General features: G+C 72.7%; 5 protein-coding genes. 2 read left to right on the plus strand and 3 right to left on the minus strand.

Annotated features, from left to right (window positions below):
- Together ACFV0Q_RS37595 and ACFV0Q_RS37600 are read right to left on the minus strand one after the other, a co-directional pair.
- Positions 1 to 433 (minus strand): MerR family transcriptional regulator (locus ACFV0Q_RS37595; protein ID WP_385011993.1); only part of this gene is annotated, 433 nt, incomplete at its 3' end.
- A gap of 79 nt (positions 434 to 512) precedes the next feature.
- Positions 513 to 1,259: a hypothetical protein gene (locus ACFV0Q_RS37600; RefSeq protein ID WP_385011995.1), complete on the minus strand. Its 747-nt coding sequence runs from the start codon at positions 1,257 to 1,259 to the stop codon at positions 513 to 515.
- 186 nt (positions 1,260 to 1,445) lie between these two features.
- On the opposite strand from ACFV0Q_RS37600, the gene ACFV0Q_RS37605 reads away from it, so the two are divergent.
- The gene (locus ACFV0Q_RS37605) at positions 1,446 to 3,368 is read left to right on the plus strand and encodes a hypothetical protein (protein WP_385011997.1); all 1,923 of its coding nucleotides are present in this window, start codon (positions 1,446 to 1,448) and stop codon (positions 3,366 to 3,368) included.
- A gap of 51 nt (positions 3,369 to 3,419) precedes the next feature.
- A complete protein-coding gene (locus ACFV0Q_RS37610; RefSeq protein ID WP_385012001.1) occupies positions 3,420 to 3,662 on the plus strand; it encodes a sensor histidine kinase in 243 nt (80 codons plus the stop codon).
- Here the strand turns inward: ACFV0Q_RS37610 and ACFV0Q_RS37615 are convergent.
- Positions 3,646 to 5,481, minus strand: a complete 1,836-nt coding sequence (locus ACFV0Q_RS37615; protein WP_385011999.1) for a hemopexin repeat-containing protein — start codon at positions 5,479 to 5,481, stop codon at positions 3,646 to 3,648. The genes ACFV0Q_RS37610 and ACFV0Q_RS37615 overlap by 17 nt on opposite strands.
- Positions 5,482 to 5,595: the final 114 nt, after the last annotated feature.

Below are 5,595 nucleotides of genomic sequence, written 5' to 3' on the forward strand. Positions count from 1 at the left end.
CCTGCTCCTCCCTGCTCGGGCCCTCCAGCCCCGCGGCCTGGTGCGCGGCGGTCACTTCCGGGGCGAACAGGCCCGTGGCGCTGCCGAACTCGAGGAGCCGCGCCACCGCCTCCCGCTGCCGCCCCAGCCGCTCCTCCTTCTCGGCCAGGACCCGGTCCAGCTCCGTCAGGAGGGTCCGCACCTGCTGGTCGTCGGTCGCTTCTGCGGCTTCACGGACCGCGTCCAGGCTCAGCCCGGCCGCGGCCATGCGCTGGACCCACAGGAGCCGGGTGATCTCCTCCATCCGGTAGGCCCGGTTACCGGAGCCGTCCCGGCCCGGCTCGGGCACCAGACCGATCTCGTGGTAGTAGCGGATCGTCCTGGGCGTGAGGGAGGCCAGTTCGGCGACCTCACCGATCGACAACGGCCCGTCCCGGAACCTTTTCGCGTTCATACCGCCAATACCAGCGCATTCCGCTACGTCATCCGCAACCCGACGCCCCGGAAACACGGCACGAAACCTCGGCTGCTCCCTATTGCTCCCGGGTGCACAAGTGCCCGGCGGGGCACGCGTCGCAGCCCTTCTCGTCCACGAACCCGGACGCCCAGGCCGCGTCCCACAGCCTGCGGGCCTCCGCCTCGCCGAGGCGGTTCCTTTCCGCGAAGTCGGCGAGATCAGGCTCCTCCAGCTGGGACAGGCACGACCGCAGGAAGGCGATGGCCCCGGTGACCTCGAGCGACAGGACGTTCCACATCCCGTCCGGCAAGCAGGTCGAAGCGGCCGGCGCGGTCGTGTCGTCCACGAACCCCCACGGCTCGCCCGGCTTCTCCGGCCGCCTGGACACGAACCGCACGAACGGGATTCCGTACTCCTCGTCCGGCTCGACGAGCAGCGCGCCGATCGCGTGCAACTCGTGCGCGGCGGCCCGCATGCCGTCCAGGTCCATGTCCTTGCCCGGAACGCTGCCGAGGAAGTCGCTCACCTCGATGAGGTGCGCCTCCCCCTCCTTGAGGACCGCCAGCTTCCCCGAGTCCATCGCCAAGTCGAGGTACAGGGCCGCCTGCGGCACCACGCCGCCGTAGAGCGGCCCGAGACGCCCGATCCGCGCCGCGATGTCCGCGGCGTCCTCGCCGAGGCCGTCCGGGATCGGCACGCCGGCCTGAGCCGGGATGAACCAGGCTTCGTACGCGGCCCCCGGGGGCCGCAGTTCCCGCAGGGTGAAGGTCCGCAGGCCGTCCTTGCCCGTACGGCGCTGCTTTCCTGGCTTCCGTCGGCCCATCGTCTGCCTCTGTCGTGAGTCGGGGTGACGTCCCCATCATCGGCCGTCACCGCCTGGCCGTTGGCCCGTCAGGGGGGGGCGCACGGGAGCCCTCGGCGGCACGCGGTTGTCCGCCGCACGCCGGGGTCACAGGAGGCCCCGTACCGGTGCGGCGGCAGGATGTGGGCTCTGGCTAAGCTCCCGGGCATGAAGCAGTGGGGGGCCGGGGTGCCCTGGCACGTACTGGAGCGGGTGCCGGCCGGCCAGGAGGAGATGCCGGCTCTGTTGCGCGGGCTGGTGACCTTCGGGCAACGACGCCACGCCTGGCTGCGGTTGGAGGAGAAGCTCGGGTGGGCGACCACCACGCCGCTCTTCGCCCATGCGGTCTCCTGCCTCTTCGAGATGCTCACGGATCTGGACGAGCGGCGCCTGATCCAGGTGCTCGATTTCCTGGCCCGCCGGGGGCACGGTGCCTGCAGAACCTCCGCCGGCGTGCACTCCATGACCTTCACGGTCTTCACGAACGGCGGGCGCCACGTGCTCCCGCTGGTCGCGAGCCCGGCGGCCGGCGTGCGCACCGGTGCCGCCTGGGTCCTGCGCACGATCCGCTGCGCCGACCCGGCCGCACTCGACGCGCTGCGTCGTCAGGCCGCCGTGGAGGACGACACGGCGGCGCTCACCTCCCAACTGCTCGCGGTGGGAAGGCTGTCGCGGCTGCCGTCCCGCGCCGATCCCGCCGAGACCGCTGAGACCTCGGCGTGGCTCCGGCCGTGGCTGGAGCACCAGGACGCCCAGGTACGACTGGCAGCCGCGCAGGGCATCCTGTCCGCGGGCGACCCCGGCGTCCCGGGCGACGCGGCGGGCACGGGCCTCGCGGTGGCCTCCGCGCTCGCCGCGACCGGAGGCGGCCGTCTGCCGGACGTGCCGTGGTGGCCGCGCGGCTACGACCCGGTCAAGCCCCTCACCCACCTGCTGGCGCCGCATCCGCAGGAGGCCGCAGCGCTGGTGGAGACGCTGGCGGGTCACACCGGGGTGAACCTTCGCCGAGCGGCCGTGGCGACCGCGGGGGCGCGACTGCGGTACTGGCGCGACCCGGGGGCGGAGCTGTGGGAGACCGTCGCCGCAGGGATCGACGACGAGGCGGTGGCCGGCGAAGCGCTCGACGTCTTCGCCCGGGGTGGCGCGGCGGCCGCCCCGTACGCGGACCGGCTGGTGCGCTACGTCGAGCGGTCCGGGGACTCCTCCCGGTCGCACAGCGTCGGCGTGGCCGTGCGGGGGCTGGTCGGCATGGGCGACGACCGGGCGGCGGGCTGGTACGGGGAGCGCTGCGGGGACCACTTCGTGCGGGTCGACTCCGTGCCCGAGCGGTGGGCGCCGAAGCTGCTGCCGGGCTTCCGGACCGCGCTCGCCGCCGGTTCCGAGGACCGGGGAGGGCCCGAGATACTGCGGATCCTCGCCCAGTGGGGCCCGGCCGCGGCGCCGGCGGCGCCCGAACTGGCCGCGATGCTCGACACTCCGGCCGCCCGTCCGGCGGCCGAAGTCCTGGGTCGGATCGGCCAGGCGGCCGGGCCCGGGGTGGCCCGCGCGGTGGCCGGTGTGCTCGCCGGGCTCGCGGGCGCGTACACCGAGCGGTCGGGCTACCGGTGGCAGGGCTCGCAGACCGCCGCCTGGGCGCACTGGCGCGTCACGGGTGACCCGGAGCGGGCCCTGCGGGTGTGCGGCGCGGCGGTACGGGCCGGCCACGGCCGCCCGGTGCTGCGCTACCTGGCCGACCTGGGCCCGCTGGCCGCGCCGTACGCCGACGCCGTACGCCCGCTGCTGACCTGCCCGGGCGAATGGAGCCGGGTCGGCGCGGCCCATGCCTGGTGGCGGATCACCGGCGACGCGGCCCCCGCGCTGGCAGCCCTGCTGCCGGAACTGGCGCCACTGGTCCGGCACAGCGTCACGCCGCTGGTGGTGCAGACCGTACGGGTGCTCGGCGCGATCGGCCGCCCCGCCGTGGCCGCCCTGCCCGTACTGCACCAGGTGACGGTCTCGCCGCGCCGCTACGGCGGCGACATCCTGCGGGACGAAGAACTGTGCCGGGCCGCGCGGGAGGCCATTGCCGCGATCGGCTGGTGTGCGGACTGAGCGCACGGCGGACGGGGCTGGCCGTGGGGACGATGGCGCTGCTGCACCCGGCTGTCCGTACGCGACCACGGGCCCGGCATCGCGCCGGACGAGCGGGACTCCGTCTTCGACCGCTTCCACCGCGACCCGCACACCGAGGCGGTCCCGGGCTCCGGCCTCGGTCTCGCGATCGTCCACGACCTGATCACCTCCGACGCCGGCACCGTCTTCGCCACCGACTCGCCCGACGGCGGCGCGGAGGTCGGCTTCCGGCTCCCGCCCTACGGCCCGGCCTCGGTCACCGGTACTGCTTGATGGTCATGGACACGAACTCCCCCGGTCGCACGGGGGCGATGGCGACGTCGACGCGGACGACACCCTTGTCGCTGCCCGACCGCTGGTTGTTGCTCTCGTCGCAGATGACGCGGAACGCGGATTCCGCGGTCGCGCCCTGCAGTGCGCCCTTGCGCCACTGGTCCGTCAGGAAGCCGGTGACCTGCGTGTGGATGCCTGCCCACAGCTTCTCGTCGTTCGGCTCGAACACCGCCCACCGGGTGCTCTGTTCGATGGTGTCGGTCAGGAAGCAGGTGAGTCGCCGTACGTTGAGGTACATGTGGTCGTTCTCCGCGCTGAGCGTGCGATTGCCCCACACCGTCACCCCGCGCCCCGGGAAGGTGCGCACGCAGTTGACGCCTCGGTGGTTGAGTGCCGTGGCTTGCTTCTCGGTCAGTTGTTCCGCGAGGTCGAGCACGCCGGACAGCTCACCTTCGGGCGCCTTGTGCACTCCTCGCTCCTTGTCCGTGCGTGCCCAGAGACCGGCGATGTGTCCGCCGGCCGGCACGAGGCGCGGCCGGTCGTCCAGTCCGGCGACCTTCACCCACGGGGTGTACACCGCGGCGTACGCGCTCTGGAGCGGCGGCTCCGCGTCGAGGCCCTGGGCTCCGGCGGTGGACGGGTCGGACGGACGAGGCGTGTCCAGGATCGCCACCCGGTTGCGCATCTTCTGGCAGTGCGCCGCGATGGACCGCATGACCAGGCGGGCGTCCGCCGGGCCGGGCTTGTCCAGCCGGAGGGTGGGCGCGACGACCATGTGCACGTCGTGGACCCGCTCCAGCGCCGTCAGGGCCTTCGCGTAGTCGTGGTCGCCCTTCGCGCGCGGCACGATGTAGCAGGACCGTCCCCCATGGGCGAAGAACGCGTACACCGCCTCGGCCATCACCAGGTCCGCGGTCAGCTCAGGCGTGTACTCGCTCTCGGGCTTCTGCCCGCATTCGGCGACGAGGGCCGGGACCTTCCACTGCTGCTCGAACTCCTTCCAGCTGTTGACCTTGCGTGGCTCGTCCAGCAGCAGCCTCTCGGCCCCGTCGTCCGGGGTGATGAACGCGGGTGTGGAGGTGCCCGCCTCGACGACGGGGCGGATCCGGACGGCGTTGACCTTGGTGGCCGGGGCCTTCCACAGGGCCAGGACGCGGCGTGTGCGGGCCTGGGCGAGAGCGGACCAGTGGTCGGTGATCCCGCGCGGGTAGCCGGGGTCGACCTTGTCCTTGGTGATGTTGTAGCGGATGTACTGGCCGCCCTTGAAGGCGTAGGCGGTGTCGGCGTCCCAGCGGATGAAGGCGTCGATGCCGGTGGAGAAGCCGGCTTCCTGCGTTCCGGCCCAGTAGCCGCCGATCGTCTTCGGGTAGCCGTCGTCGACCTTGTCGGCTTCCAGGTCGTAGCGCACGTACTGGTCGCGGTTGAAGAGGTACAGCCGCTTGCCGTCGTCGTCCCAGGCGAGGGCCGCACTGTTGCCCGTACCGAAACGGGCCTCCTGCAAGCCCGTCCAGTACGAGGTGATCGTCTTCGGGTAGCCGTCGTCGATGGTGTGGGTCGCCATGGTGCAGCGCACGTACGCGTCGCCGCGCATGAAATAGACCTTGCCGGTCTTCGGCAGGTACGGCGACGGGAGGCTGGCGCCCGAGGCCGCGGCGGCCGCGAGCCAGTCGACCGCCTCCCTGGAGCCCTTCCAGGCCTGCTCGAAGGGCTGGGTGAACCCCGTATCGAGCTTGTCTCCGCTCTGGGAGAACCGGACGTAGAGCTTCTCGCCCTCCGTCGTTTCGATCAGGGCGTAGTAGTAGGTGTCGTCGCTGCCCATCGAGCCTCCAGCCCGTTCCGGTGTGATCGCGACGAAGCGGAAGGCCTCGTCGCGGTCATGGGTAGCGCACCCGTTCCGACTACCGGGCCGACGGCGCGGCCGGCCGCACGCGGT

This window comes from Streptomyces sp. NPDC059564 (assembly GCF_042735575.1).
Taxonomy (GTDB): domain Bacteria; phylum Actinomycetota; class Actinomycetes; order Streptomycetales; family Streptomycetaceae; genus Streptomyces.

Coding starts and splice junctions, on each gene's coding strand:
- ACFV0Q_RS37600 (WP_385011995.1), bottom strand. CDS start 1,259: ATGGGCCGACGGAAGCCAGGAAAGCAGCGCCGTACGGGCAAGGACGGC.
- ACFV0Q_RS37605 (WP_385011997.1), top strand. CDS start 1,446: ATGAAGCAGTGGGGGGCCGGGGTGCCCTGGCACGTACTGGAGCGGGTG.
- ACFV0Q_RS37615 (WP_385011999.1), bottom strand. CDS start 5,481: ATGGGCAGCGACGACACCTACTACTACGCCCTGATCGAAACGACGGAG.